Here is a 25,922-nt window from a genome sequence, read left to right on the forward strand (position 1 = left end):
CCCAGGTGGGGGGCCTGCGGATCAGCTCTGGACGGCCATCGCGATACCGAAGGCGATCATGACCGTGCCGGCGGTGGCGTCGACGTTGCGGCGGACCGAGCGGCGCCGCATCCAGGTGCGCAGACCGTGCGCGCCGAGGCTGATCAGGCCGTACCAGATCACCGCCTCCAGCGCGTTGACCGCGGCCAGCGCGGTGCCCATCAGCGCGGGCGAGACACCTTCGGGGATGAACTGCGGGATCGTGGCGCCGTAGAAGACACCGACCTTGGGGTTGGCCAGGTTGTTGAGCATGCCCCGGCCGAAGGAGCGCCACAGCGAGGCGGCCTCCGGTTCGAGGTCGGCCTCGCCCTCCTTGGCCGCGCCGATGGCACGCGCCGAGCGCCACAGTCCGATGCCCAGCCAGACCATGTAGGCGGCGCCGACGATCCGGAACACGGTGTACGCCGTCTCGGAGGCGGCGAGCAGGGCGCCGACGCCGACCGCGATGGCCGCGCCCCACAGGACGGCGCCGACGCCGACGCCGACGCCGGTGATGAACCCGTGGAGCCGGCCGCGCGCGACGGTGTTGCGGATGACCAGCGCGGTGTCCACACCCGGCATGATCACCAGCAGGGCTGACACCAGGGCGAACGAGACCAGTGCCTGGAGGACCGACACGCTTACACTCCTGTCTTCTCGGCCGTGACCCCGGTGATCTCGGCCAGGGGGATTCCGTCGCGCGTGAGGCCGCGCAGCCAGTTGCGGTAGAAGGTCCGTCCGGGGGCCTGCCAGTTCTCCACGGGCGCGGCGGACGGGTCGTCGCCCGGGAAGTAGTTGACCGGCAGGGCGATGTCGGCGCCCTTGGCCTCGTCGCGCCGGTACTGCCGCAGCAGGGTGTCGGGGTCGTACTCCGGGTGCCCGGAGACATACAGCTCCCGGCCGTCCCGGCTTGCCGCGATGTGCACCCCGGACTCCGGCGACTCCACCAGGATCCGCAGGTCCTCGGCCTTCTCGAAGTCGGCGCGGAGGTTCTCGGTGTGGCGCGACTGCGGGACCGCGATCACCGGCTCGATGTCCGCCAGCAGCGGGGAGGAGGGGTCGGTGAGCCGGTTGGGGAAGTTGCCGAACAGCTTGGCGGGCAGCTCGTGCTTGGGGATGCCGTACCGGTGGTACAGCGCGGCCTGGGCGCCCCAGCAGACGTACTGGGCCGAGGTGACGTTCTCCCGCGCCCAGTCCATGATGCCGCGCAGCTCGTCCCAGTAGGTGACCTGCTCGAAGGGGAGGAGTTCGACGGCGGCGCCGGTCACGATCAGGGCGTCGAAGCGGCGGTCGGCGACGTCCTCGTGCGTCAGGTAGTGCTCCTTCAGATACGCCTCGGGCGTGCTCCTGGAGACGTGGTCCCGGGGGCGCAGCAGGGTGACCCGTACGGGGAGGCCGGCACCGGACAGCAGCCGCAGCAGCTGGGTCTCGGTGACCGGCTTGTCCGGCATCAGGTTGAGGATGGCCAGTTCGACGGCCGGGGTCGCGGGCGCGGTGTCGCGTGGCTCGACGGTGACGGCTATGCCTTCGGCGGCGAGCCGTTCGACGGCGTCGATCGGGGTGGGGACGATGAGGGTCACTGGGCGGGGCTCCTGGTGATCTCGGTGGGGGGCTCGGCCGCGTTCGGGGTCGGGGTCGCGGTCGGGGTCTCGGTCGGGGTCGCGGCGTCGAGTTCGGCCAGTACGGCGGTGACGCACCGGTCGGCGTCCGCCAGCGCGCGGTTGCGTCCGCCGGGGGACGGCACGTAGTGGTTGTAGAAGGTCGCCCCCTCGCAGAGCGGGCCGAGGACGCGGACCTTCCGGTCGGGCCGTCCGTCGGCGGCGACGGGATGCTGGTCCGCCGTGATGTCGACCCCACGGCTGCTGAGGGCGCCCGGGCGGTGTCTGCGGATCCGTCCGCTCGCCACGAGGCCGGCCAGCAGCGGGCTGCCGGTCGCCTCCACGTCGGGCTGGCCCGAGGTGGCGTACGCCAGCCAGTCCGCCGGGGCCTCGTGGCCGGTGCCGAGGCGGGTGGAGGAGATCCGCCACACCGTCCCGTCCCACTCCACGCGCGGCGCGGGCCCGAAGGGCACGCTGACGACGCCCGCCTCCAGCAGCGCGAGGAGCTCCTCGTGCCGGTCGAGCTGGGGGCCGGTCACCGAGCGGTTGAGGGTGGCGGTGAAGGAGCCGTAGAACTCGTCGTGCGAGTGCTCGTCCAGGCCGCCGAAGTCGACGGCGTGGCGGACGACGTCCCGCAGGTCGCGCAGGACTTCGAGGCCCGCCTTGACCGGGCTGCCGCCGAGGCCCAGCCGCGCCTCGACCAGGTCCGACCGCAGCCGCTCCTCGTACCACTTGCGGTAGGCGTCGGCGGAGTCGAACTCGGCGCTGTCGGGGAAGAGCAGTTCCTGCGGGTCGAAGTGCCCGAACCGCTCGGCGTGTTCGACGTCCAGGGCGTTCAGCTCGTCGTCCAGGGTGCCCTCGTCCGCCGCCGCGCGGAGCCGCTCGGCCAGCGTCCGCTCGGCGTCGGTTCCCCCGGCGAGGGCGGCGCCGAGCCGGTGGAAGGCGCTGCGCATCTCGGCCCGGATCAGGGGGAGTACATCGCCGTGCAGGTCCAGGGGGCGGCCCGCCCCGGCGGCCCGGAGACGGTCGAGGGTCTGCGGCGTGAACAGCACCGGCCGGTACGGTCCGCCGGTGCGGTTGTCGGCGGGCCGGGCCCGGAAGGGGATGCCGGTGCGGGAGAACAGCAGGATGCTCGGTTCCCGTCCGCTGGGCAGATAGCGCAGCCCGCCCTCGACCGCCTCGTACCGGCCGCCCCGGCCGACGGTGAGCGAGGCGAGGACGTCCATCGCCGACAGGCCGGTGCCGCCGAGGGCCAGGGTCTGGCCCGCGGTGACGTCCGCGAAGGCGTCGGCGGGCGGGTAGATCTCGTGGATCCGCCGGGACGCTCCGGGCGCCCCCGGGTCGGGGGCGGCCGGCGGGGTGTGGCCGGTGGTGAGGAAGACCGTGTCCACCCGCAGGGTCTCGCCGGTGTCCAGGGTGATCAGCCGCGAGTCGTCCGGGCCTGTGGTCAGGCCGGTCGCCGTGGCGCGGTGGAACCGTATGTCCACGTTGCCGGGGACGCGGTCGAGCAGGCGCCGCAGGAACCAGCGCAGGTACTCGCCGAGCACCCGCCGGGGCAGGAAGTCGTCCGGGCGCACCGGCCGGCCCTCGGTGCCGAGGGTGTGACCGTCCTCGGCCACCTTCAGACCACGGGCCGTCACCCACTCGTACAGGTTGGGGCCCCGGTCGCCGACGGCCGCGCCCACCGTCGCCTCCTCGGGGAAGAGGCTCACCTGGGCGCAGACGGTGTTGAGCAGCAGGTGGTCGGGCTGGTCGACGGCGTGGATGCCGACGCCGGTGCCGTCGGGGTCGACCACCTCGACCACGAGCCGCCGCCCCGCCCGGTCCGGCTGCGCGGCGAGGGTGACGAGGCGTTCGAGCACACCGATTCCGCGCGACCCGAGCCCGACGATGCCGACGCTGCCGCCGGCCGGCAGCGCGGGCGCGGGCGCGGTCGGCCGGGTGGGAGCCGGCTGAGTGGGAGCCGACTGGATCGGGTTGCTCTGTACGGGAGTTGTCCCGGAAGAAGTCGTCACCACCGCTCGGTCTCCCCGAAGAAGTCGGCGATGGCGGTGACGCGGCCGGACTCGGCGGCCACGCGGTGGACTTCGAGCCCCACGGCGAGGTCCAGGACGCCCAGACCGAAGGGGGAGAAGATGACCGGCTTGTCGGCGCCGACCGCGGCCTCCCCGTTGATCACCTCGGCGAGGGTGCCGGTGATGAAGTCCCGGTTGCCGTACTTCTGTTCGGCCAAGTGCGGCGAGGTGTCGGCCTTCAGGCAGTGGTCGACGTCGTCCAGCACGTTGTAGGAGCCGGCGATGACCTCGGGGCCGATGTCCCGCAGGGAGATGTTGAGGACGATCTGCCCGGGGGCGAAGGCGTCGGTGTCGAGGACGTACGGTTCCCCGGCCGTGGTCGCGAAGACGACCAGGTCTGCGCCGGACACGGCCTCCTGGAGGGTGCCGGCGTAGGACGCCGGGTACTGGAGCCGCTCGGTGGCGTGGGCCGCCAGCGCGCTGCCGTACTCCTCGCTCAGGTCGTGCACCGCCACCTGGTCGAACGCCCACTGCTCGGCGTGGAAGAACTCCAGGATGTTGCGGGCGATGATGCCCGCGCCGACGACCGCGAGCCGCCCGCCGCGGCGGTCCCCGGCGAGCACGTTCGCCGCGAGGACGGCCGACGCGGCGGTGCGGGCGGCGCTGATCTGCGAGGCCTCCAGGAGCGCGAACGGGTAGCCGGTCTCGGCGTCGTTCAGGACGAGCGTGGCCGAGGCCCGGGGTATGCCGCGCTGGATGTTGGCCGGGAAGCTGGCGATCCACTTGATACCGGCGACCTCGCGCTCGCCGTCGAGATAGGCGGGCAGGGCGATGATCCGGTCGCCCGGCTTCTCGGGGAAGCGGAGGAAGTAGCTGTCCGGGTTCACGGAACGGCCGGCGTGGTGGGCGAGATAGGTGTCGCGCACGACCCGGACGATGTCCTGGCGGCTGTCCCGGACGATGTCCTGGACCGTACGGCCACCGACGACATCAAATTCGAACATGGAGACTCCTTCTACTGCTGACGGGTTGCGCGATGGTGCGTTGGGGCCATGGCGTGGTGGGGTGACGACGTGCTGCCGGTCATTCGTCGATGGCGCCGAAGCGCTCGTCGACCCAGGCGTCGTCGTAGATCGTGTCGAGGTAGCGCTCGCCGAGGTCGGGGCTGATGGCGACCACCGACGCGCCCCGGGGGATGTCGTGGAGCCTGGCCGCGACGGCGGCGAGCACCGAACCGGTGGAGCCGCCGGCGAGGACGCCCCGCCGGGTCGCCAGCAGTCGGCACATGCGCACCGCCTCGGACTCCGGCACCATGACGACCTCGTCGACGAGCCCGTCCCGGAAGATCTCCGGACGGCGGCTGGTGCCCAGGCCGGGGATGTGCCGGCGGGCGGGCGGAGAGTCGAAGGTGACCGAGCCGACCGAGTCGACGGCGACGATGCGGGTCCCGGGCGAGTACTCGCGGAAGTACTCGGCGCAGCCCATGAGCGTGCCGGTGGTGCCGGCGCCCACGAAGAGCACGTCGACCTGGCGCTCCTTGAGCAGGGCCGGGGCGGTACGCCGGTAATGGGCGCGCGGGTTGGCCTCGTTGGCGTACTGGTTGGGCCAGACCAGGCCCGGGTCCTCGCGCAGCCGGGCGTGGATGTGGTCGATACGGGACTGCAGGAAGCCGCCGTTGGCGTCCCTGCGGTCGACGACGACGACCTCGGCGCCGTACGCCCGCATCAGACGGATGCTCGTGGTCGCGGTGTTGGGGTCCGCGACACAGGTGAACCGGTAGCCGCGGGCCGCGCAGACCGAGCTCAGCGCGATGCCGAGGTTGCCGGAGGAGGACTCGATGACCCGGCCGCCGGGCTTGAGCACACCGCGGCTCTCCAGGTCCTCCAGCAGGCCCACGGCCGCCTTCAGTTTGATGGATCCCGCGGGGTTGAGTCCTTCGATCTTGAGCGTGAGATCGACGTCGCCGATGAAGCCGCTCAGGTCGAGGAAGAGATCGTCGAGTACCAGGTCATACGCATGACGAAAGATCATCGAGCACCTTCGGTAACGGGTTGAACGTGACGTAGGTGGTACGAGTGCGTGCCAGGGCGGCCTTGGACGGCACCGCCCGGACGCACCTGGACGCGGCAGCGCACGGCCCCGGACATGCGCCGTTTCCGGCCATGCACATGGGCGTGGGCGCGGCCGCGCATGGCCACGAGCACGCAGAAACGGGCATGGAATGAACATGCGCATGCCAATGCTGCGCGCAGGTGGCCGGACGTCGAAGGTCGTGACGCGGAGGTGATCCGGAGCGCGAGGGCGGAGTTCGGCGACGCGGTGCACCGGCGGAGTACGCCCACGGCGTGCGCCGGCGGAGTACCGTCGAGCCCACCGCTCCGGAGGTCAGAAGAGCGCGGCCTCAGCCGTCGAAGGCGCCCGGCGCACCGGAGGGCGGCCCGTTACGACAGAGCCGGAGGTGCGCCCGACAGCGCCCGGACGGACAGGAACCGGTCCGGGCGGCGGCAGAAGGGGGGCCTTCCCGGATGAGACGAGTCGCCGACATCGAGCGCGAGGTCGAGCGATGCGCCGAGGGGACTGCGCCTCGACGGAGACGGCGCCCCGCCCGCCCCGCGAACAGGGCGTCGGCAGGCGCTAAGTGTTCGTCCGTCTGCTCGCGGAGCGAAGCCCGCGACGGCCCGGAACGGCATTCCCTCGGTGCGGCGACCGCACGCGTGACATGCACGCCTTTCCCCTTCCCCCGTGGGTGGCAACTGCGTTGCCCGTGCGTCACGGACCGGTACCTCGACACCGATCCGTGATCTTGAAGAAACCCTAGCCCACTATCCGTGACCGGTCTATGACAGCAACATTAAGGCTCAGCATAGGCATGCCTAAGTCCGTGGGCCAGCAGCGTCATTCGGACGCCTTGGCCAGATCCAGCGCATACTCCGGCCACCACTGCCCCGCCTTGGGCCCGCCCTTGCACTCCCCGTCCGACTCCCCCGGGCGCTTCACCCAGAGATACGCGTCCACGAGCGGGTCCGCGGTCTTGGTCGTCGGGGACTCCCCCAGGGCCCGCCCCGGCGGATTGCACCAGCGCTCGTCCTCGTCGCCCTCGTCCCAGGGGCCGTTGCCGTTGCGGCTGGTGTCGACGACGAAGGGCTTGTCCCCGATCTTCGAGGAGAGTTGCCTGCCGTACTCGATGGAGTCCTCGGTGGTGTAGAAGTTCGAGACGTTGACGGCGAAGCCGTCGGCCTGTCCGACGCCCGCCCACTTGAGGGGGTCGTAGATCTCCTCGGGGTCGCCCCAGCCCGCGTTGCCCGCGTCCAGGTACACCTTCGTGTTCTTCAGCGCGCCCAGCGTCCCGATCGCGCCCTTCAGCAGGTCGTACCGCTCCTCGTGGAACTCCTCCGGCGTACAGCCGTCCACCACGTGCAGCACCGCGTCGGGCTCCAGCACGATCGTGGCCGGACGGTCGCCGATGCCCCGGGCCACACCGTCGATCCAGGCCCGGTACGCGTCGCCGTCGGCCGCGCCGCCGCCGGAGTACTGACCGCAGTCGCGGTGCGGGATGTTGTAGAGGACGAGGACGGCGTCCCGGTCGGCCTTCTCCGCGGCCTCGGTGAAGCCCCTGGCCTCCCGCTCCGGGTTCTCCGGGCCGATCCACTCGCCGGTCGGCTGCTCGGCGATCCGGCGGATCAGCCTGGCGTCCTTGTCCTTGCCGGCCTTCTCGTAGGCGGCGACCTGTGCCGCCGCGTTCCCCTTCGGGTTGACCCAGAACGGGTCCGTGCCGTCCGGCTGTTGGGTGATGCCGGAGCCGGAGGACCGGCCCTTGCCGCCGTCACCGTCGTCTCCCCCGGAACAGCCGGCGAGCACCAACGCGACCCCCACCACCGCCACGGACGCCCGAACCCCGGCCCCCCTACTGCCGTACATCCAACTCCCCCTTGGGTGCACCGTGTCGTAAGCCCCAATCCTGACATAAGTCCCGCCTCGCCCACGAGGTCGTCAGGACCCGCCGGGCGGCACCGGGGGGTGCCTCGGGGCCCCGAACACCCCGGTTCCGCCGCCACCTGCCTCCATGACGGAGCGTCACGGGCTGTCGACTTGGCGTCAAACAACCTCTGGCCGGTGGCTTCCGCACGCTCTGGAGTCGCTGTCGACCGGCCCCGCGACCGGCCTCCCACCCGTCCCCTCGGGCTCCGCGCTCCCCCCGGGGTCGCCGACCGGGCCGGGCGCACGCCGGGAGCACGCCGGGAGCACGCCGGGCTCATGCGCCTACGGGCTCCGGGGCCCCGTACCACCGGGGCGCCCGCGCTGGTCACTTTCCGGTCATTGTCACGACCGCTCGGCCGCAGTCCCCGCGACCGAAGTCCCCGCGACCGAAGTGCCTGCGAGCCGAAGTCCCCGTGGCTGAGGCGCTGTTGGGGTCACGCTCCCGTTCCGCTCAGGTACGCGTTGACGACGACGTTCGCCGTGTAGGTGCGGCTCGCCCTGTCGAAGGTGCCGCCACAGGTGACGAGTCGGAGTTCGGCGCGCCCGGACTGCCGTACGCCGTAGGCCTGTCGGGCGTCGAACTCCTCGCGGTCGATGACCTGGACGTCGTCCACGGTGAACTCGACCATGCGCCCGTCGCTGCGGGCCACCCGGACCTTGTCGCCGACGCGCAACGCGCTCAGCTTGTAGAAGACGGCCGGCCGGGTCTCGGTGTCGACGTGCCCGACGAACAGCGCGGCACCCGTCGCCCCGGGCCGCGCACCGCCCGCGTACCAGCCGACGACGCCCGGCTGACCGTAGGACGGCGGTTCGACCGCCCCGTCCCGGTCGAGGCCGCGCGCCACGACCGGCGCCTGCACACCCATCGAGGGGATGTCCAGCCGCTGCGGCCGCGCCCCTCCCAACGGCTCGGCGGCGGGCGGCAGTTCGGCCTGGGCGGGCCGCCCCACGGCCGCCACGTCTCCGGTGGTCGGCGCGGAGCCGCCCTGCCGTACGTCGGTGACCTCGCGGCCCCACAGCCACAGACCGAGCAGCAACACGGCCCATGTGACACCGGCGATGACCCGACCGGTCCCGCCGCCCGCTCCCCCGAACCCGCCGTCACCACCACTGCCGTTGCCGTTGCCGTTGCCGCCACCGATGCCGATGTCGCTTCCGTAGTCGGCGTAGTCCTGTCCTGACACGGCGATCCCCTATTCCGTACGGCGGTCGCGGCCCCGGCGCGCGCCACGCGCCACGACCGCCACCGCCGCGACCCCGGCGAGGACCAGCCCGACCACCGCGTGGCGGGCGCCGGGTCCGGTGTGCCGGGCGTCGTCCGTCGAATTGGCCGGGTCGGCGGAGCCCCGCGCGTCGACCGGATCGGCCGCCGCCGCGAGCTGCGCCGCCGCTCCACCGCCGCCCGCGCGGACGGGGGCGACCGGGGAGGCGGGCGAGGAGGGCCGCCGGTGGGCGGGCCCGGCGCCCTTCGGGGGCTTGCCGTCACCGATCTTGATCGTCGCCGTGAGCTGGTGCGGCTTGCCCTCGCAGGTGATCCGTACCCGGTAGGTGCCGGGATCGAGCGAGGAGCGGACGCGGGTCTCGCCGGCGAGCGTGCCGGGGCTCCTGCCGGTGAGCTGGGTGAGCTGCGCGTCCGCGACGAACGCGACCGAGGCGGCCGTACCCGTCCTCCCGCCGCACCCGCTCGCCCGCACCTGGATGTCGGTGCCGGGGACTGGTGAGACCGGCACCGTCGAGACGTCCCCCGACGCGTTTCCCGACCCGTTTCCCGGGTCGGCCGCGTGAACCGGGGGCGCCGACGCGACGAGCGCCGCCGCGACCACCGCCCCGGCACAGAGAGTGACTCGCACTGAGCCCATGGTGAACCTCCAGACACCCCAGAGACTCCCCCGCCGGGAGCCTGGACGCATCCGGGGAGGCGTCCCGACTACTCCGTACGGGTGTCAGGGGGTTTGGGGCTGCTGCCGTTGGAGTGCGTTCAAAGCATTCGGGTGAGCCCGGACGGGGGCGGCGGGGTGGGTGAGCTGCGGAGTATCGCGGCGTCGTTCGTCGCGTCCGGCCCGTCCGGTGTGGCCGTCCGGACCCGGCTCAAGCAGCTGACGCCGGGCGATGAGAAGGTGCTGCGGTTGGTGGGCGCGCATGTGGGGTCGCTGGCTTCGAAGGACCTCCAGGCCCGACCAGGTGTTCCCGGGCGTGAGGAAACCCGCCCCCGCATCCCCGGACCACGGACCGCGGACCCGATCCGTGCCGCCCGGACGCGGAGCGAACGCGGGCACCAGAACACCCCACACCGTCCGGGGCGTTCGGCCGAGCACGAGACCTGGCGACAGGACTCATTCCCGCTCAGCCTTTAGGAACGGTCTATCCGGGGCCGGGCGCGACTCAGCGGCCTCGCCCGAGTGTCAGAGGCCGAGTGTCAGAGCCCGAGTGTCAGAGACGGTCCACGAGGTCCGCGATCGAGTTCACGATCTTCGAGGGGCGGTAGGGGAACTTCTCGATCTGCTCGGGGGTCGTCAGACCGGTGAGGACGAGGAAGGTCTCCATCCCGGCCTCGATGCCCGCGAGGACGTCGGTGTCCATACGGTCGCCGATCATCGCGCTGGTCTCGGAGTGCGCGCCGATCGCGTTCAGACCGGTGCGCATCATCAGCGGGTTCGGCTTGCCGGCGAAGTACGGCTTCTGCCCGGTCGCCTGGGTGATCAACGCGGCCACGGCACCGGTCGCGGGCAGCGGGCCCTCGGCGGAGGGGCCGGTCTCGTCCGGGTTGGTGGCGATGAAGCGGGCGCCCCCGTTGATCAGCCGGACGGCCTTCGTCATGGCCTCGAAGGAGTAGGTGCGGGTCTCGCCCAGGACGACGTAGTCGGGCTCGTGGTCGGTGAGGACGTACCCGATGTCGTGCAGCGCGGTCGTCAGGCCCGCCTCGCCGATGACGTACGCCGTGCCGCCGGGACGCTGGTCGTCGAGGAACTGGGCGGTCGCCAGGGCGGAGGTCCAGATGTTCTCCACGGGCACGTCGAGGCCCATGCGGGAGAGACGGGCGTGCAGGTCGCGCGCGGTGTAGATCGAGTTGTTGGTGAGGACCAGGAAGGGGCGCCCGGAGTCGCGGAGCTTCTTTATGAAGGCGTCGGCGCCGGGGATGGGCACGCCCTCATGGATGAGCACCCCGTCCATGTCGGTGAGCCACGACTCGATGGGCTTGCGCTCTGCCATGTGCGATCTCCTGCCGGCCTCTGTCGATACCTGCCGTACGGCCGTACATCCGTACGTCCGGGTTCGACCCAACCCTAGTGAGCGCTGGCCGAAAAGAGGAGGCCGATCTTGGCCGCTGAGACCGGGTTTGCTTCAGGTCAGCGGGGGTGCCGGCGCCGGGGTGCCGCTCAGCGGGCTCGTCTGCGGACCGTTGCCGTCAGCAGGCCGCCGACGGCCAGGAGCAGGAGTCCGGTCACGTACGGGAGGGCCTCGCGCATGCCCGAGGCGGCCAGTTCGTCGGGGTACGGCCGCCGCTCCTTCGGTACGGCCGTGCCGCCGCCCTCCTTGGCCGGACCGTCGGTGTCCTGGTCGGCCTCCGCGCTCTCCTCCTCCTTCTCCTCCTTCTCCTCCTTCTCCTCCTCCTCGTCGTCGGTGACGCGGAAGCGGTAGTCGTTCGACTCGCCCACCCAGGCGCCGTCGTCGCCGCGCCGCTGGACGACGGCCGCGTTCACCACGACCTCGTTGGGCACGGCCGCGTCGGAGGTGAGGGAGAGGCGGACCTTGACGGCGAGGGTGCGGCCGGGGGGCACGGTGAAGCCGGTGCCGCCGCCGTCGCCGTCCCCGCCGAGTACGCCGACCAGTTCGTCCGCATCGGTCCGTTCGAAGGTCACCGGCCGGGCGGTGGTGCTGTCGGCGTCTGCGTAGAACTCCAGCTGCGGCTGTGTCCGCTTCAGGGTGCGCGCGCCGTCGACCAGCACGACCACCGGGTGGATGTTTCCGCAGCTGCGGGAGGTGGTGTTGGTGAGCTCCACGGCCCAGGTGTGGAAGCCGCCGCCGGCGACATAGGTGGCGGGGCCGCCGCGGATACGGGTCCGGATGGGGAAGGCGCCGCTGTCGTCACCGACGCAGCTGGGCAGCCGCGCGTCGGACAGGGGCGCGGGCAGGGGCGCCGCCGCCGCCGGACCACTGAGGGGCGCGGCTGCGGCGCCAAGGGCAAGGGTCAGGCACGTACACAGTCGCATGAACACATGACCATGCCACCACCCCCACCGGAAACCCCCCGCCACGCCCCGAACCGACGACATCGCCCCCAATCTCCCCCCGATCAGCGCAGCCGCCGCCCTTCCCGAGCGGAAAACCATGCCCCGCCCTTCGGGCCATGGGGTTCCGCACCCCGCCTTTCCGGGGGCACGGAACCCCATGGCCCGCTTCCAAGACCAAGACCGCACCCCGCCTTTCCTACGGGCGCGCAAACCGTGGCCCACTCTCACCAACCGAGGGCGCCCCCGTCTTTCAGGGGCGCGGGGAACTGCGCGAGCACCCCCACACAACCCACAGCCGCCCACCAACCGCTCCCCCCACCACCCCCCGCGCCCCGGCCCCCAGGCGGAGCCCGTCTCACCCGTCCTCCCGCCCGAACAACGGCGCGAGCAGCAACTGAGCCGCCCCCTCCGCCACCCCCGACACCCCCACCCCGGCCACCCGCACCGGCACCGCCGGATCCTCCCCCTGCAACCGGGCCCACTCGTCGAGCACGAACCCGACCCCCCGCACGAACTCCTCGGGCCGGGCCTCGATCGTGCGCCCGCCCAACAGCACGAGCTCGATGTCGAGGAGCCCCACGAGGTTGGCGGCCCCGGTCCCGAGCACCCGGGCCGCCTCCTCCACGTCCCCCCGCGCCATCGCCGCGAGGCACAGCGCCTCGACGCACCCCCGGTTCCCGCACTCGCACCTCGGCCCGTCCAGCTGCACGACCTGGTGCCCGAACTCCCCGGCCCGGGTCCGCACACCCCGATGGACGGCCCCGTCGATGACAAGCCCGGCACCCAGCCCCGTACCGAGGTGGAGGTAGGCGAAGGACCCGTGTCCCCCCGCGGCCGCCGCGAGGCCCAGGGCCGCCGCGTTGGTGTCCTTGTCCACGACCACCGGCACCCCCAGCCGCCGCGCGAGCGCCGTCCGCAGCGGGAATCCGTCCCACTCCGGGAACCCGGTGACCCGGTGCAGCACACCGTGCAGATGGTCGAGAGGCCCGGGCAGCGCGACCCCGACACCGAGCACGGAGAGCGGAGGAGCCGCCCCACCCGCGTCGGACGCGGAGCCGTGCCCCACCAGCAACGCCTCCACCTCCCGTGCCGCCCCCTCGACGACGTTGTCCGCCCCGGCCCCCAGGTCCAGCGGCGCCCGCCGCCGCGCGACCATCGCACCGGTCAGGTCGCAGAGCACGGCCGTCAGCTCGTCGCGGTCGAGGTGGAGCCCGACCGCGTGCCCGGCGTCGGGCACGAGCCGCAGGACGGTGCGCGGCTTGCCCCCGGTGGACGCCCGGTACCCCGCCTCCGTCAGCAGCCCGTCCGCACGCAACCGCGCAGTGATCTTGCTGACGGCCTGCGGGGTGAGCCCGGTCCGCTCGGCCAGCTCCAGCCGGCTTATCCCGACCGTCCCGGACCGACGCAGCAGATCGAGCACCAGCGCCCCGTTGTGACTGCGCAGCGCGAGCAGGTTCACCCCGGCCACGCCGGCGGCACGCCCGAGCCCGACCCCGTTCCCATTGCCGGCCTCGCCTCGGCCGTGGCCGCCGCCGTGGCCGCCGCTGTCGCCGTTCCCGTCACCGATCCCGTTGCCGTCCACCCCTCCATTGTCCCTCGCGCTTGCACTTTGGCAACAGCGTTGCTTAAGTGGGTGGTATGACAGGCACCAGCACAGACAGGCCCCTCCGCGTCGCCCTCGTCGGGTACGGCCTCGCCGGCTCCGTCTTCCATGCCCCGCTGATCGCCGCGACGGAGGGCCTGACCCTCGACACCGTCGTCACGTCGAACCCGGAGCGCCGGGCGCAGGCCCGCGCCGAGTTCCCGAACGTACGCTTCGCGGCCACGGCGGACGAGCTGTGGGCCCGGGCGGACGAGCTGGACCTGGTCGTCGTCGCCTCCCCCAACAAGACGCACGTCCCGATCGCCACCGCCGCCCTGGAGGCGGGCCTCGCGGTCGTCGTCGACAAGCCCGTGGCCGGCACGGCGGCCGAGGCGCGCGAGCTGGCCGCCCTCGCGGAGTCGCGCGGTCTGCTCCTCTCCGTCTTCCAGAACCGCCGCTGGGACAACGACTTCCTGACCCTCCGCGCCCTCCTGGCCGACGGCGAACTGGGCGAGGTCCGCCGCTTCGAGTCCCGCTTCGAACGCTGGCGCCCCCAACTCAAGGGCGGCTGGCGCGAGTCCGGCGACCCCGCAGAGATCGGAGGTCTCCTCTACGACCTGGGCAGCCATGTCGTGGACCAGGCCCTCACCCTCTTCGGCCCCGCCACCCTGGTGTACGCCGAGTCCGACCTCCGCCGCCCCGGCGCCGAGACGGACGACGACACCTTCATCGCCGTGACGCACGCGAACGGCGTCCGCTCCCACTTCTACGCCTCCGCCGTCACCCCCCAACTCGGCCCGCGCTTCCGCGTGCTGGGCTCCGAGGCGGGTTACGTCAAGTACGGCCTCGACCCGCAGGAAGCGGCCCTCCGTGAGGGCGAGCGTCCGACCCCCGGCACCGCCTGGGGTCAGGAGCCCGAGGACCTCTGGGGCCGTGTGGGCGCCGGCGACTCCCCCCTCACCGACGGCGGCCGCCCCGTACCGACCCTCGCCGGCGACTATCCCGCGTACTACACGGCCGTGGCCGCCGCGCTGCACGGCACCGGCGACAACCCGGTCACGGCGTACGAGGCCGCCGCCGCGCTGGACGTACTGGAGGCGGCCCGGAAGTCGGCGAGCGAGGGCGTGGCGGTGAAGCTGTGACGACCGACGACGCCACCCCCGCCGAGAAGACCGCGCCCGCCACCCCCACCATCGAGGAACTCGAAGCCCAGGAGCGCGACTTGACGCTCCCCCGCTTCACCCACGAGGACGCCTGGGCCCTGGGCTCCCTGCTGGTGGAGCTGGCCCGCGAGCGCGGCGCCCCCGTCGCCGTCGACATCCACCGCGGCCCCCAGCAGCTCTTCCACGCCGCCCTCCCCGGATCGAGCACGGACAACGACGCCTGGATCGACCGCAAACGCCGGGTCGTGGAGCGCTACGCCGCCTCCTCCTACCTCGTCGGCGCCCGCTTCCGCGCCAAGGGCACGACCTTCGAGGACTCGTCCCGCCTGGACCCCGACCGGTACGCCGCGCACGGCGGTTCCTTCCCCCTGGCGGTCGAGGGAGCGGGCGTGATCGGCACGGTGACGGTCTCGGGCCTCCCCCAACTGGAGGACCACGCCATGGTGGTGGAGGCCCTGGAGCGCTTCAAAAGCACCATGTGACCACCGGCCGCCCAAGGGGCGCGAGGAACCGCGCGACAAGCCACGACACACCCGCAGCCGCCGACAAACAGCAGCCCCCACCCCCTAGGCACCCGGTCATGTGACCACCGGCCGCCCAAGGGGCGCGAGGAACTGCGCAACAAGCCACAACGCACCCGCAGCCGCCGACAAACAGCAGCCCCCCGCCCCTTAGGCACCCGGCCCTAAAAGCGGAGCGCCTACGCGTCCAGGAACTCCTGCCGCTGCCGCCCGAGCCCGTCGATCTCCAGCTCCACCACGTCCCCGGCCTTCAGGAACGGCTTCGGCTCGGGCTCCCCCAGCGCCACCCCCGCCGGCGTCCCCGTGTTGATGACGTCCCCGGGGTACAGCGTCATGAACTGACTGACGTAGCGCACGACTTCACTCACCGCGAAGATCTGCTCCCCGGTCGTGCCGTCCTGCTTCAGTTCGCCGTTGACCCACAGCCGAAGGCCCAGCTTCTGCGGATCCGGCACCTCGTCGGAGGTCACCAGCCACGGGCCCAGCGGGTTGAACGTCTCGCAGTTCTTGCCCTTGTCCCAGGTCCCGCCGCGCTCCAGCTGGAACTCCCGCTCGGACACATCGTGCGAGACGGCGTACCCGGCGACATGCTCCAGGGCCGCCTCGCGCGACTCGACGTACCGCGCGGTCCGCCCGATGACGACGGCCAGCTCGACCTCCCAGTCGGTCTTCGTCGACCCGCGCGGCACGAGCACCGAGTCGTGGGGGCCGACGACCGTGTCCGCCGCCTTGAAGAAGATCACCGGCTCGGCGGGCGGCTCGGCCCCCGTCTCGCGCGCGTGGTCGTGGTAGTTGAGCCCGATGCAGACGATCTTGCCGATCCGGGCGAGCGGCGGCCCGATCCGCAGCCCCGCCGCGTCCAGGACGGGCAGCGAACCGCTCTCGGCCGCCTCGCGGACCCGCGCGAGCGCCGCCTCGTCCGCGAGCAGCGCGCCGTCGATGTCCGGCACGACCCCCGACAGGTCCCGCAGGACCCCGTCGGCGTCGAGCAGCGCGGGCCGCTCCGCGCCCGCCGTACCGACTCGCAGCAGCTTCATGGTCGTATCTCCCTCGATCGTCCGCCGCGCCCGACCGATGGGTGCAGCCATCGGAGGACTGGTCGATCGTCCAAGCTCAAGGTCCACTCCGCAAGACCCGGTTCACGGAATGGACCACCGCCCGCCACCGCCCGCCACCGCCCGAACTCGGCAACCACCGAACGTCCGCCGCCCGGGCCGGCGGCCTACCGCGTGGCGGCCGCCGTGGACGTACCGGCGTCGGCGGCGGTGCCGGCATCGGCGGCCGGCAGCGGATACAGCAGCGCCCGCTCCACCGCGCTCCACGTCGTGCTGGTCACCACGTACAGCGCGGCCGCCAGCGGCACCACCGCCACGCTGACCAGCGTGAAGAAGGACATGAACGGCATGAACTTGCTGACGGCCCCCATCCCCGCCGCCATCCCGGGCACCTGCTCGTCCGACACGGCCGGCATCCCCGCCGTACCCGCCGCGATCATCCGCTTCGTACGCCAGAAGTTGAACGTGGCGACCCCGGCGACGATCACGAACAACCCCACGTAGACCAGCCCCTGCGGCCCGAACATCCCGCCGTCGCCGAGCGCGTCGGCCCAGCGGTCGCCGAGCGGGGCCGCGAAGAGCCGGTGGGTGAGGAGGGCGTTGGCCTCGCCACCGATCGTGGTGTTGGAGAACAGGTGGTAGAGGAGGAAGAAGGCCGGCAGCTGGCAGAGGCTGGGCAGGCAGCCGGACAGCGGCGACACCTTCTCCTTGGTGTGCAGCTCCATCAGCGCCTTCTGAAGCTTCTCGGGGTTCTTCGCGTGCTTCTTCCGCAGCTCCGCGATCTGCGGCTGCAACGCGACCCGCGCCCGCTGTCCGCGAGCCGCCGCCCGCGACAGGGGGTGCACGAGCAGTCGTACGAGCGCCGTGAACAGGACGATCGCGAAGGCCGTCGCGGAGGCGTGGAACAGCGGCTGGAGCAGTTCGGCGAGGTGCGCGACCAGGTCGGCGAAAACGGACATGAGTGTGAGCCCTCCAGGGTCTCGTCGTGCCGGTGAGCGGTGGTCGGAGTGACCGGATTCGGCGCGACGGCCCGCGTGCGGGGCACAGACCTCAGCCAGGACAGTGGGTGAGGTGAGGTGAGGTGGGTGGTGCGGGTGTGCCCTACGCGGTGGCCGTCAGGAGGGCGCGTCCGGGCGCGCGGGGGCGCGTACGCCCGCGTGCGTCGGGATCGCGTTGGGGCAGGAACGCCGTACGGCGCTCACGGTCCCGGATCGCCGTACGGACCCGCGTACGGGGTACGACGGGCGCGCAGCGCGAGGCGATCAGCGCGCAGGCGGCGAAGGCGGAGCCGGCCGCGGCGGTCGCGGCGAAGGCGACGGCGGCGGAGAGCGTGCCGGTGTCGAGGACGGCGACCTCGAAGAGGAGCATCAGCAGCATCGCGGCGGGGCGCAGGCCGGCCAGGCTACGGATCACGGCTCCCCCCTCTCGACGGCGCTGGTGCGTGGCTCCGGACCGTCGGACGACGGCGACTGCGGAGCCGGTCGCACACATGCTCTCATCTGAGGCGCACCGAGCGCAGCTTCCCCCAGACCACGAGCCGGTACGTGGAGGTGTACGCGGGCGTGCAGGTGGTGAACGTGAGGTAGTGGCCGCGCTCGCGATACCCGTACGACGGCCGCACCTCGCTGCGCGGGACGGGCCGCAGGACGCCGCCGTCGCCGGGCGCGGTCTGCGGGAGCCTGCTGTCGACGACATACGTGTGGACGGCGTCGCGTGTCTCGACGCGGATCTCGTCACCGGTTTCGAGCCGGTCGAGGTGGCGGAAGGGTTCGCCGTGGGTGGTGCGGTGCCCGGCGAGCGCGAGGTTCCCGGGCCGCCCCGGCTGCGCGGTCCCCGGGTAGTGACCGACGTACCCCTTGTCGAGGACCTCGGCGCGGCCGACCCCCTCGGCGACGGGCGCCCGGAGGTGGAGTCGGGGGATGACGAGCACGGCGTACGCCTGGGCGTGCGCCGGGCTCTCGGCGCCCCCGCGCGCCCATGTCCGCTCCAGTGCGGCCACCTCCCGGGCCGCCCCTTCCTGGGCCTGCCGGTTGGTCCACCACAGCTGATGGGCGACGAAGAGGAGGAGGACGAGCCCGAGGGTGACGGCGCACTCGGCGGCGATCCAGAGCGGACGGACGCGGCCCGACACGGACCGGGGGACTTTCATCTCCCCTTCTCACAACCCTTGGAAGAAATCGGAGAAAGCGCTGTCACACCTCTCGACAACATCACCATTCACCCCTGACTCTTCCGATGTCCCCACTAGGCAGTTCGGAAGGCGACCGCTCCCCGTCCGTCTCCTTCCCCTCCCCGCGTCACCCGCATCCCCCGGAGCTGACATGACCGCATCCCCCGACCCCACGAACGACCGACCGAGATCGACAGCGGAGTCCCCGACACCCGACAGGACCGCGGGGCACTCGCCCTCCTTCGGCCGCAGAGCGCTCCTGGCGGCGGCCGGCGGCGCGGTCGTCGGCACCGCCCTCGGCACCGGCACGGCGAGCGCGGACGCGACGATCGCCATCAACCCGGCCACCAAGTACGGCACCTGGGAGGGCTGGGGCACCTCGCTCGCCTGGTGGGCCAATGTCTTCGGCGCCCGGGACGACTTCGCCGACCTGTGGTTCACCACGAAGACGACGACGTACAACGGCACGGCCCTCCCCGGCCTGGGCATGAACATCGCCCGCTACAACCTCGGCGCGTGCAGCTGGAACTCCATCGACGGCGAGTCGATGGTGAAGTCCCCCAACATCCCCGCCTTCAAGCAGATCGAGGGCTTCTGGCAGGACTACACCAACGAGAACCCGACCTCCTCGGCCTGGGACTGGACGGCGGACGCCAACCAGCGCGCGGCCCTGACGAAGGCGGTGGCCCGAGGCGCGACCACCGAGCTGTTCGCGAACTCCCCGATGTGGTGGATGTGCTCCAACCACAACCCCTCGGGCGCCTCCGGCGGCGGCAACAACCTCCAGACCTGGAACTACCGCCAGCACGCCTCGCACCTGGCGGCGACGGCCCTGTACGCGAAGAACAACTGGGGCGTGAACTTCGCGACGGTCGACCCCTTCAACGAGCCGGCCTCCACCTGGTGGACGGCGACCGGCACCCAGGAGGGCTGCCACATGGACCCGGCGGTCCAGGCGGCCGTACTGCCGTACATGCGCAGCGAGTTGGACGCGCGCGGCCTGAACTCGGTCCGTATCTCGGCCTCCGACGAGACGAACTACGACACGGCCCGCTCGACTTGGAACTCCTTCAACGCCTCCACGAAATCCCTGGTCAGCCAGGTGAACGTGCACGGCTACCAGGGCGCGAACGGCCGCCGCGACCTCCTCTACACGGACGTCGTCACCACCGCAGGCAAGAAGCTCTGGAACTCGGAGACGGGCGACAGTGACGGCACGGGCTGGACCCTCGCCCGCAACCTCTGTTACGACTTCCGCTGGCTGCACCCCACGGCCTGGGTCTACTGGCAGGTCATGGACCCGACAGCGGGCTGGGCGATGATCGCGTACGACCAGAACACCCTCCAGCCCACCACCGTCCAGACCAAGTACTACGTGATGGCCCAGTTCAGCCGCCACATCCGCCCGGGCATGACGATCCTGGACGCGGGCTCCAGCTACACGGCGGCGGCGTACGACGCGGCGGCGAAGCGCCTGGTGATCGTGGCGATCAACACCGCCACCACCGCCCAGACCTTCACCTTCAACCTCTCGGGCTTCACGACGGTGACCGGCGGCTCGGGCGGCCTGGTCCCCCGCTGGAACACCCACACCTCGGGCGGCAGCGACCGCTACCGCGCCTACTCGGACACCCGCCTGAACGGCAAGTCGGTGGCGGTCCCGTTCGCGGCCGGCGCGGTGCAGACACTGCAGATCGACGGAGTGACGATCTAGGGCGGCCGACGCCGGCGGACGCCGAAAGCGGAGGTGGGAGCGGGCGCGCCCCGGCCCTGCCCCCTCCCACCTCCACCCGCGCCTCACCTCCGCCCCCCCCTCCGTCCCCCCATCGGCAGTACGGTGTCGTCCATGCGCCCCGACACGCCTGCCGAGAACGTCGACCACCACGCCGAAGCGGCACGCCTGGAGCGGACCGCCGACCTCTACCCGGAGGACGCCGAGCACCTGCTGCTGCAGGCCGCGGCCCACCGGGAACTGGCCGGCGACCGCCCCACCGCGACGACCCTCTACGACCGCCTGCTGTCGTCCTCCACGCCGCTCGACAACCCCCACCTCGTACGCGCGCTGAAAGCGGCCAACCTCTGGGAGTACGGCCACGAGGCCGAGGCCCGCGCGATCATCGACGGAGTCCGCGCGGCCGCTCCGCGCGACCCGGCCCCCTGGGTGATCGTGGCGGAGGCCCTGGAGGCCCACGACGAGCTCGAAGCGGCCCAGGACACCTTCACGTCGGCCGTGACCCTCCTCCTGACGGACGTCCCGGAACCCCCGTACGCGACGCGGGCGCTGCTCTTCGGCCGCCACCGGGTGCGCCGCATGCTGGGCGCGACGCACGACAACTGGGACGCCGTGGCGGACACCCTCCACTCGTCGTTGATCTCCCTGGACGAACTCCACGACCCCAAGCGCGTCTGGTCCCTGGGCTCGGACAACCCGGCGGAACTCCAGGCCGAGATCTCCCGCCTACGCGCGGAACTGGGCGCCTACCGGGAGGCCCTGTCCCGCCCGTTCCCGGTGGCGGTCCTGCACTGGCCGGCCGCCGAACTGTCGGAGCTGGTGTCGGCCTACCCCGGCCTGACCGCCGAATACCCGTCCCACGAGGCCCACCTCGCGACGATAGAGGCCTCCCTACGTGAGCTGTCGGCCTCCGGCACCCCGAACCTGGGCATCGTCACAGGCACGGTCCCCTCCTACGAGGCGTTCGCGGCGTCGGAAGGCTCGTCCCCCGACGACGTAACCCTGCTCCCCCAGTACGCGACGACGCTGGCGGCGCGGGGGTTGGCTGTCTCCTGGCCCCCACAGAGGGGAAGCGCGTGCTGGTGCGGCTCGAACAAGCCGTACGAGACGTGCCACGGCGCGTAACCGCGAACCACTCACGGTCGGAACCGGATCCCCACCACTCTCCGCAAGCCGCTGAGCCGACCCGGCGTGCTTGCGAAACGGGACCGCGCCCCGAACCCCGCCCCGCGATCCGGCCGCCCTCCACCTGAACTCGGCCGGACCACCACCCTTCCGGGCCGCTCGCTCGCTTCTCCCCCGCGCTGGAGCGGCCCGGGTCAAGGGTGACCCGAAGGGCCATCGCCGAAGGCGACGCGAAGCGCCCTTGAGGCGGGCCGCGGAAGCGCGACACTGCCAAGAAGCGAGTGGCCCTACGGCGCCTCAATAGCCCTACTCCACGCTGCCGCCGGAACCCCCTTGCCAATGCTTACGGTGATACCGAATGTAGTCCACATGCACCTTATGCTTGCGGTGCATCGCGAGCTTGGCATGCACTTCGCCAACGGCCGCATCTACACGCACATGGATCGACCAATCGTCCTCAATGACTATGGCGCCAATATCCAGGCGAACATGACAGTTGGGACACAAGCATAAGACGTTCGGCTCCACATCAGGGCCCCGATGCGGTTCGCCAAGGGGTTGGATGTGAGCACCTTCGCTGTACGTCTTTCCGTTCGGTCCCACCAAGCGCAGACCGCACACCTGGCACGCTCCACCATAGAGCGCTTTGACTTTCCTCGGGACGGCAGCATCACGGACCAGCCGCTGCACCGTCGCCGAGCGCTTCTCGGGAAACTTCTCCCCTATCGGCGCCGCCTCGTCCGCTTCCTCCTCAGATTCGTTCCCCGATTCACTCTCGACCGCATTCGAATCGGCCAGCGGAAGCTCTTCCTGCACCTCCTCCAGCAGATTATGGATCTGCCGCTCGACCGTGGTCGTCCGCTGAAGTTCCTCTGGCAAGCGCTCCAGATCGAACTGGCAGACTTCGATGGGCGTGCCGTCCGGGGCTGGAGACTTCGCTAATGCCATGCGAATGTGCGTGATGCGGTAGAGCCCGTCGTACCGATAGCAATCGATCGGCGAATACCTGGCTTCCCCATTCCAGCCACGAATGACACGTATGGGGTGACCTCGTTCGAAGCTACGTCTCAGCGCGGCGTTATCTCGATATTCCCAAGATTGACTTCGCCGGAGCTTCGGGACACCGTTTTCCTTGTACTTATCAACGTCAGGCGAAGCTCCCGTGTACCGCACCCAGGCCCAGCGGTCCTCATCGTCCTCGTAGCCGCCGTGCAAAACGATGGCATCGGCAACATCACTGCCGTCCGCCTCATCAGCCAGCCACGAAATCCCTCGCACCGTGTCTCTGTGCAGGTTCGCTCGCTTCACCTGTAGGCGTCGATAGAACTCCGCGCCAGGATCGATGCCCGATATGTGCCCGATTGTTCGTCCGTTGCTCACGCGACCATACTGGACCCCAGTTGATCACTTGAGTCAACTAAGTTGCTGCGGACGATCATCAACTCGTCGACTGGTGACCGACTTGCGCCGCATCTCCACCGATTGTCAGTCGGAGCTGTTACAACGGTGCAGGTGCTAGACGAGAGACTGAGGGAGTCAGCGTGGCTCAGCCGGGGGACCTGTCACACCCTGCCGCTGGTGTGTACGAGGAGCTGATTACCCAGCGCATACAGGCGCAGCTGGAGCAGTTGAGCTCTGGCGGCTGGAAGGCCATCGAAGTAGATGTCAGCGAAGAATCGTCCCCGCATGTACTCGCTCGCCACATCGGTGACGCCGTTGGGCGCAAGCTCAGCCAGCTGCCGCAGGGCAAGCGGGTCGCTTTGGCTAACCAGATCATTGAGTCACTCACGACTGCCTCGGCGGGGGTGGAGCAGGACGATGCGGTGGAGCTCATCGCAGACGGACCTCGTCAACTCCTCGCCCTTGCCGAGCAAGAAGCCCCTGGCGTCTACGCCATCCGCCCTCTCACGCCGCTCTCTGAGACTGCGCTGATCACCAACTCTCCTGAGGACCCCAGCCTCGGCAGCGAGCTGCGCGCTGAGTTGGCCACAGCGGACCGGATCGATCTGCTCTGTGCGTTCGTCAAGTGGTACGGGCTGCGCGTCCTCGAAGACTCGCTCCGTACAGCGAAGGAACGCGGCATCCCCATCCGCGTCATCACGACCACCTATATCGGTGCAACCGACCGCCACGCACTCGACCGTCTCGTCCGAGACTTTGGTGCGCAGGTGAAGGTCAACTACGAGATCCGCTCGACGCGACTACATGCGAAGGCTTGGCTCTTCCGGCGCAAGAGCGGCTTCGATACGGCATACGTCGGTAGCTCCAACCTGTCCAAGGCGGCGCTGCTCGACGGCCTGGAGTGGAACGTACGGCTGTCTTCGGTAGCCACTCCGGCGGTGCTGAACAAGTTCGAGTCCACCTTCGACGCGTACTGGAACGACAGCGCATTCGAGGTGTACGACCCCGACGCCGACGGAGAACGCCTCGACCAGGCGCTATCTCAGGCAAGCGGGACCGGCCCCACCGCTGATCTGAAGATCAGCCTCTCAGGGCTTGAAGTGCGCCCCTTCCCGCACCAGCAGGACATGTTGGAAAGGCTCCAGATCGAGCGTGAGATCCGAGGTCGGAGCCGCAACCTCGTGGTGGCAGCGACCGGAACCGGCAAGACGGTCATGGCAGCGCTGGACTACCGAAATCTACGCAAGCTGCTCGGCGACCGGAATCCGCGCTTGCTGTTCGTTGCACACCGCAAGGAGATCCTCAAGCAATCCCTGCGTACATACCGTGAAGTGCTCGACGACGCCTCGTTCGGGGAACTCCTCTACGGCGGCCAGGACCCACGTCAGTGGACACATGTGTTCGCCAGCGTCCAGTCGCTCACCGACCAGCGTCTTGAGCACCTCGCTCCGGACCACTTCGACATCGTCGTGATCGACGAGTTCCATCACGCCACGGCAGCCACGTACCGCCGGGTCATTGACCACTTCAAGCCGAAGCAACTCCTGGGTCTCACCGCCACTCCTGAGCGCATGGATGGGCGCAATGTGCAAGACACGTTCTTCGATGGCCGCATCGCAGCAGAGATGCGGCTCTGGGAAGCCTTGGAGAACGACCTACTGTGCCCCTTCCACTACTTCGGTATCCCTGATGGAACCGACCTGACCAACCTCGGCTGGCAGAGAGGGAGCTACAGCGACCGTGACCTCGAAAGCCTCTATACGGGCACCGATGCACCCGCCCGAGCCCGCATCGTCGTCAAGCAAATCCAAGACAAGGTCTCGAACCCCCGAGCTATGAGGGCTCTAGGTTTCTGCGTGGGCAAGAAGCACGCGGAGTTCATGGCCGACTTCTTCCGCAAGGCCGGCTTCCAAGCCGTAGCACTCGACAGCGGCACTCCCGCTGAGGTTCGGTCGCGCGCCCTCGCCGACCTCCGTGATGGCAGACTTCAAGTGGTCTTCTCCGTCGACCTGTTCAACGAGGGCCTCGACATCCCTGACGTTGACACTCTGCTACTCCTCCGGCCTACCAGCAGCGCAACCCTCTTCCTGCAACAGCTGGGACGAGGCCTTCGCCGTACGGAAACCAAACCAGTCCTGACCGTTCTCGACTTCATCGGCCAGCACAGGGCGGAGTTCCGTTTCGAGGAGCAGTTCCGTGCTCTGACGAACCTCTCCCGCAGCCGGCTGGTCGACCATATGGAGCGTGACTTCCCCCAGCTACCTTCGGGCTGCCAGATCATTCTGGAGGGCAAGTCCAAGGACCTTGTCCTGGACAACATCCGCAGCCAACTGGGCGCCACAGTCAAGACGTTGGTGAAGGAGGTCAAGGACTACCGCACTCCCCGTCTCGCGGACTACCTCCGGGAGAGTCGCCGCGAAATCAAAGAGCTCTACAAGAGCGACAGCTCCTGGACCGCAGTCCTGCGCAAGACCGGCGCACTCAAAGAGCCAGCTCCCGCAGGGGAAGCTGCACTCCTCAAGCGAGTCCATGCCTTCCTCCACGTAGACGACCACGATCGAGCCAAGGCCTATCTGCGGCTCCTTGCCGATGAAGCCCCGGCGTACGACAGTCTGCCGCCAAGCGATCAGGCGTACGCGCGCATGCTCTTCTTCAACCTTTGGGACAACGCAGGGGGCTTCACGAGCTTCCAGGAGGGCCTCGACTCCCTACGCTCCCAGTGGGCGGTACGCGATGAGTTGCGCCAGGTCCTGGCGTACGTCATGGAGCAGTACGACCACTTCCCCATCCCCCTGTCGGGCCCACACCGCCACGTTCCCTTGAAAGTCCACAGCTCGTACAACCGTTCAGAGATACTGGCTGCGCTCGGCGTGGCTCGTTTCGGTGGCCAGATGCCCAGGTCATTCGCGCAAGGCGTGCAGTGGGTGGAAGACCTCAAAACCGATGCCCTGCTGATCACCCTGGAGAAGAACGAGAAGGACTTCTCCCCCACGGTCCGGTACAAGGACTTCGCCTTGAGCCCCAAGCTGTTCCACTGGGAGTCCCAGAACGCGACAGCCGAGAGCTCCCGGACGGGCTTGCGCTATCAGCAACATGTGCAGGAGGGCAGCCATGTGCTGCTGTTCATGCGGCGGTACAAGGACACCGACATCGGCAAGGCACACCCCTGGATGCTCCTTGGGCCGGCTACGTACGAGGAGCACACCGGCAGCAAACCCATGGCGATTACATGGCGCTTGGAGCACGAACTGCCGGCTGACGTATGGACATACTCAGCACTCACCGGCGGCTAGGGCACGCACACCGATGAGGGCCCACGGCCCAGCCCGGGC

The 25,922-nt window shown here is 70.4% G+C and carries 21 protein-coding genes; 5 read left to right on the forward strand and 16 right to left on the reverse strand.

Annotated elements, in window-relative coordinates; genetic code table 11:
• Nucleotides 1–21 precede the first annotated feature (21 nt).
• The 11 genes from ACZ52C_RS24035 to ACZ52C_RS24085 all read right to left on the reverse strand — a co-directional run bounded on the left by ACZ52C_RS24035 (nucleotide 22) and on the right by ACZ52C_RS24085 (nucleotide 13,423).
• The gene (locus ACZ52C_RS24035; RefSeq protein ID WP_086798621.1) at nucleotides 22–657 is read right to left on the reverse strand and encodes a LysE family translocator; all 636 of its coding nucleotides are present in this window, start codon (nucleotides 655–657) and stop codon (nucleotides 22–24) included.
• 2 nt (nucleotides 658–659) lie between these two features.
• Nucleotides 660–1,598 (reverse strand): homoserine O-succinyltransferase, encoded by a 939-nt coding sequence (locus ACZ52C_RS24040; RefSeq protein WP_469076670.1) that lies wholly within the window; start codon nucleotides 1,596–1,598, stop codon nucleotides 660–662.
• On the reverse strand, nucleotides 1,595–3,634 hold the full coding sequence (locus ACZ52C_RS24045; protein WP_469076671.1) for an FAD/NAD(P)-binding protein: 2,040 nt from the start codon (nucleotides 3,632–3,634) through the stop codon (nucleotides 1,595–1,597). Before ACZ52C_RS24045 ends, ACZ52C_RS24040 begins: the two co-directional genes overlap by 4 nt.
• Nucleotides 3,628–4,635 carry a 2,3-diaminopropionate biosynthesis protein SbnB gene (gene sbnB / locus ACZ52C_RS24050; protein WP_469076672.1) on the reverse strand — a complete coding sequence of 336 codons (1,008 nt, stop codon included), beginning with the start codon at nucleotides 4,633–4,635 and terminating at the stop codon, nucleotides 3,628–3,630. The genes ACZ52C_RS24045 and sbnB overlap by 7 nt, the downstream gene beginning before the upstream one ends.
• Nucleotides 4,636–4,714: 79 nt before the next feature.
• Nucleotides 4,715–5,662 carry a 2,3-diaminopropionate biosynthesis protein SbnA gene (gene sbnA, locus ACZ52C_RS24055; protein ID WP_469076673.1) on the reverse strand — a complete coding sequence of 316 codons (948 nt, stop codon included), beginning with the start codon at nucleotides 5,660–5,662 and terminating at the stop codon, nucleotides 4,715–4,717.
• 864 nt (nucleotides 5,663–6,526) lie between these two features.
• Nucleotides 6,527–7,549, reverse strand: coding sequence for a glycoside hydrolase family 6 protein (locus ACZ52C_RS24060; protein WP_469076674.1), 1,023 nt, complete (start codon nucleotides 7,547–7,549; stop codon nucleotides 6,527–6,529).
• Nucleotides 7,550–8,043: 494 nt separating this feature from the next.
• On the reverse strand, nucleotides 8,044–8,793 hold the full coding sequence (locus tag ACZ52C_RS24065) for a class F sortase (RefSeq protein WP_469076675.1): 750 nt from the start codon (nucleotides 8,791–8,793) through the stop codon (nucleotides 8,044–8,046).
• A 9-nt stretch (nucleotides 8,794–8,802) separates the two neighbouring features.
• On the reverse strand, nucleotides 8,803–9,468 hold the full coding sequence (locus tag ACZ52C_RS24070; protein WP_469076676.1) for a hypothetical protein: 666 nt from the start codon (nucleotides 9,466–9,468) through the stop codon (nucleotides 8,803–8,805).
• 571 nt (nucleotides 9,469–10,039) lie between these two features.
• Complete coding sequence (locus tag ACZ52C_RS24075) at nucleotides 10,040–10,819, reverse strand: HAD-IIA family hydrolase (protein WP_469076677.1); 780 nt, start codon at nucleotides 10,817–10,819, stop codon at nucleotides 10,040–10,042.
• Nucleotides 10,820–10,986: 167 nt separating this feature from the next.
• Nucleotides 10,987–11,820: a cell wall protein gene (locus ACZ52C_RS24080; RefSeq protein ID WP_469076678.1), complete on the reverse strand. Its 834-nt coding sequence runs from the start codon at nucleotides 11,818–11,820 to the stop codon at nucleotides 10,987–10,989.
• A 376-nt stretch (nucleotides 11,821–12,196) separates the two neighbouring features.
• Entirely contained in the window at nucleotides 12,197–13,423 is a 1,227-nt protein-coding gene (locus ACZ52C_RS24085; RefSeq protein WP_469076679.1) for an ROK family transcriptional regulator, read from the reverse strand.
• Nucleotides 13,424–13,479: 56 nt separating this feature from the next.
• On the opposite strand from ACZ52C_RS24085, the gene ACZ52C_RS24090 reads away from it, so the two are divergent.
• Both ACZ52C_RS24090 and ACZ52C_RS24095 read left to right on the forward strand, forming a co-directional pair.
• Nucleotides 13,480–14,565, forward strand: coding sequence for a Gfo/Idh/MocA family oxidoreductase (locus ACZ52C_RS24090; protein ID WP_469076680.1), 1,086 nt, complete (start codon nucleotides 13,480–13,482; stop codon nucleotides 14,563–14,565).
• Nucleotides 14,562–15,068, forward strand: a complete 507-nt coding sequence (locus ACZ52C_RS24095; RefSeq protein WP_469076681.1) for a heme-degrading domain-containing protein — start codon at nucleotides 14,562–14,564, stop codon at nucleotides 15,066–15,068. Before ACZ52C_RS24090 ends, ACZ52C_RS24095 begins: the two co-directional genes overlap by 4 nt.
• 218 nt (nucleotides 15,069–15,286) lie before the next feature.
• Here the strand turns inward: ACZ52C_RS24095 and ACZ52C_RS24100 are convergent, their stop codons facing one another.
• The 4 genes from ACZ52C_RS24100 to ACZ52C_RS24115 form a co-directional block, all read right to left on the reverse strand.
• Complete coding sequence (locus ACZ52C_RS24100) at nucleotides 15,287–16,144, reverse strand: fumarylacetoacetate hydrolase family protein (protein WP_469076682.1); 858 nt, start codon at nucleotides 16,142–16,144, stop codon at nucleotides 15,287–15,289.
• A 185-nt stretch (nucleotides 16,145–16,329) separates the two neighbouring features.
• Complete coding sequence (locus ACZ52C_RS24105) at nucleotides 16,330–17,121, reverse strand: YidC/Oxa1 family membrane protein insertase (protein ID WP_469076683.1); 792 nt, start codon at nucleotides 17,119–17,121, stop codon at nucleotides 16,330–16,332.
• A 142-nt stretch (nucleotides 17,122–17,263) separates the two neighbouring features.
• Entirely contained in the window at nucleotides 17,264–17,575 is a 312-nt protein-coding gene (locus ACZ52C_RS24110; protein ID WP_469076684.1) for a DUF6412 domain-containing protein, read from the reverse strand.
• Nucleotides 17,576–17,657: 82 nt separating this feature from the next.
• Entirely contained in the window at nucleotides 17,658–18,311 is a 654-nt protein-coding gene (locus tag ACZ52C_RS24115; RefSeq protein ID WP_469076685.1) for a class E sortase, read from the reverse strand.
• 172 nt (nucleotides 18,312–18,483) lie between these two features.
• On the opposite strand from ACZ52C_RS24115, the gene ACZ52C_RS24120 reads away from it, so the two are divergent.
• Nucleotides 18,484–20,046, forward strand: coding sequence for a glycoside hydrolase (locus ACZ52C_RS24120; protein ID WP_469076686.1), 1,563 nt, complete (start codon nucleotides 18,484–18,486; stop codon nucleotides 20,044–20,046).
• Between the two features lie 132 nt (nucleotides 20,047–20,178).
• Entirely contained in the window at nucleotides 20,179–21,189 is a 1,011-nt protein-coding gene (locus tag ACZ52C_RS24125; RefSeq protein WP_469076687.1) for an SEC-C domain-containing protein, read from the forward strand.
• Between the two features lie 306 nt (nucleotides 21,190–21,495).
• Here the strand turns inward: ACZ52C_RS24125 and ACZ52C_RS24130 are convergent, their stop codons facing one another.
• On the reverse strand, nucleotides 21,496–22,569 hold the full coding sequence (locus tag ACZ52C_RS24130; RefSeq protein WP_469076688.1) for a YDG/SRA domain-containing protein: 1,074 nt from the start codon (nucleotides 22,567–22,569) through the stop codon (nucleotides 21,496–21,498).
• 161 nt (nucleotides 22,570–22,730) lie between these two features.
• On the opposite strand from ACZ52C_RS24130, the gene ACZ52C_RS24135 reads away from it, so the two are divergent.
• A complete protein-coding gene (locus ACZ52C_RS24135; protein ID WP_469076689.1) occupies nucleotides 22,731–25,883 on the forward strand; it encodes a DEAD/DEAH box helicase in 3,153 nt (1,050 codons plus the stop codon).
• Nucleotides 25,884–25,922: the final 39 nt, after the last annotated feature.

This window comes from Streptomyces sp. NPDC034049 (assembly GCF_055575575.1).

Excerpts from the sequence above, each read along its gene's own strand:
- sbnB (WP_469076672.1), bottom strand. The coding sequence starts at position 4,635 with ATGTTCGAATTTGATGTCGTCGGTGGCCGTACGGTCCAGGACATCGTC.
- sbnA (WP_469076673.1), bottom strand. The coding sequence starts at position 5,662 with ATGATCTTTCGTCATGCGTATGACCTGGTACTCGACGATCTCTTCCTC.
- ACZ52C_RS24060 (WP_469076674.1), bottom strand. The coding sequence starts at position 7,549 with ATGTACGGCAGTAGGGGGGCCGGGGTTCGGGCGTCCGTGGCGGTGGTG.
- ACZ52C_RS24070 (WP_469076676.1), bottom strand. The coding sequence starts at position 9,468 with ATGGGCTCAGTGCGAGTCACTCTCTGTGCCGGGGCGGTGGTCGCGGCG.
- ACZ52C_RS24075 (WP_469076677.1), bottom strand. The coding sequence starts at position 10,819 with ATGGCAGAGCGCAAGCCCATCGAGTCGTGGCTCACCGACATGGACGGG.
- ACZ52C_RS24080 (WP_469076678.1), bottom strand. The coding sequence starts at position 11,820 with ATGCGACTGTGTACGTGCCTGACCCTTGCCCTTGGCGCCGCAGCCGCG.
- ACZ52C_RS24090 (WP_469076680.1), top strand. The coding sequence starts at position 13,480 with ATGACAGGCACCAGCACAGACAGGCCCCTCCGCGTCGCCCTCGTCGGG.
- ACZ52C_RS24100 (WP_469076682.1), bottom strand. The coding sequence starts at position 16,144 with ATGAAGCTGCTGCGAGTCGGTACGGCGGGCGCGGAGCGGCCCGCGCTG.
- ACZ52C_RS24105 (WP_469076683.1), bottom strand. The coding sequence starts at position 17,121 with ATGTCCGTTTTCGCCGACCTGGTCGCGCACCTCGCCGAACTGCTCCAG.
- ACZ52C_RS24115 (WP_469076685.1), bottom strand. The coding sequence starts at position 18,311 with ATGAAAGTCCCCCGGTCCGTGTCGGGCCGCGTCCGTCCGCTCTGGATC.
- ACZ52C_RS24120 (WP_469076686.1), top strand. The coding sequence starts at position 18,484 with ATGACCGCATCCCCCGACCCCACGAACGACCGACCGAGATCGACAGCG.
- ACZ52C_RS24125 (WP_469076687.1), top strand. The coding sequence starts at position 20,179 with ATGCGCCCCGACACGCCTGCCGAGAACGTCGACCACCACGCCGAAGCG.